Annotated in this window: 1 protein-coding gene; it reads left to right on the top strand. The window is 71.4% G+C overall.

All coding sequences use genetic code 11. The features are described from left to right. Positions 1–192: 192 nt before the first annotated feature. A partial coding sequence (locus EN780_RS34660; RefSeq protein WP_128276497.1) for an ABC transporter permease subunit occupies positions 193–1,226 on the top strand: 1,034 nt, incomplete at its 3' end.

The following is a 1,226-nucleotide window of genomic DNA, read 5'->3' as shown; positions in this document are numbered from 1 at the left end:
TTGCACGCGATCCTCTTTCCTGTGTCCGCTGCGGCGGTTTCCAGGTGGTTCCCCCACTCCGTCGCCGCTTCGCGGCGCCACCTCTCCCCCCTCCGGAGGGAGAGGAAAGGAGCCTCCGCGGGGGAGATGGCCGGCAGGCCAGAGGGGGGCGCGAAGGAACGCGGCTTTCGCTAAGTTCCGCCAAGGTGCAGCGTGCGGCTCGCGCCTCGCTCTGACCCCCGCATTACCGCCGGCATCGCCGCGCTAGGCGCCATCGCCTTGCTGATCGGCGGGGCCTTTGCCGGCCTTGTCCTCGAAGGCGCGCATGATTTCTCCGGCGCCGCCTCGGCCTTCGATCCCTATCTGCTGCGCGTCGTGCGCTTCACGCTGTGGCAGGCGCTGTTGTCGACGCTGCTTTCCGTCGTGCCGGCGTTGTTCGTCGCACGCGCGCTTTCCCGGCATCCGCGATTTCGCGGGCGCGGCCTGATCCTGCAGCTCTTCGCCCTGCCGCTGGCGCTGCCGGCGATCGTTGCGGCGCTCGGCATTCTGGCACTCTATGGCAGCGCCGGCTATTTCGCCGGCCTGCTCGGCGGCCGGGATTGGCCGGGCATCTACGGACTGTCCGGCATCCTCGTCGCCCATGTCTTCTTCAACCTGCCCCTGGCCACGCGCCTGTTCCTCGAGGCGCTGGGCACTGTGCCGGCCAATCACTGGCGGTTGGCAAGCCAGCTCGGCATGGGCGTCCGGCCCGCCTTCCGGCTGATCGAGTGGCCGGCGCTGCGGGCGGCGCTGCCCGGCGTCGCCGGGCTGGTGTTCATGCTGTGCATCACCTCCTTCACCATCGTGCTGACGCTCGGCGGCGGGCCGGCCGCCACGACGCTGGAGGTCGCCATCTACCAGGCGCTGCGCTTCGATTTCGATCCGGCGCGGGCGGTGACGCTGACGCTGCTGCAGATCGCGCTGACCTTCGCCGTGGTGCTGGCGCTGACGCGGCTCGGCGCCAACACGGCCGGCGACGCCAACCTGCCGGTGGCGGCGCGCCGCTACCTTTCGGCGAGCCCGGCGGAAACCTTGCTGAACGCGGCCCTGATCGTGCTCGCCCTGCTGTTCGTGGCCGGCCCGATAGCGGCGACGGTCGCGGCAGGCCTCGGCGCCGACCTCGGCCGGCTGGCCGGCGAGGGCGCGGTGCGGCAGGCGACGCTGACCAGCGTGGTGCTGGCCTTCCTGTCGGCGTCGCTCGCGGTGAC

This window comes from Mesorhizobium sp. M4B.F.Ca.ET.089.01.1.1 (genome assembly GCF_004022605.1).
Lineage (GTDB): Bacteria > Pseudomonadota > Alphaproteobacteria > Rhizobiales > Rhizobiaceae > Mesorhizobium > Mesorhizobium abyssinicae.
This window is presented reverse-complemented; position numbering and strand designations above follow the sequence as displayed.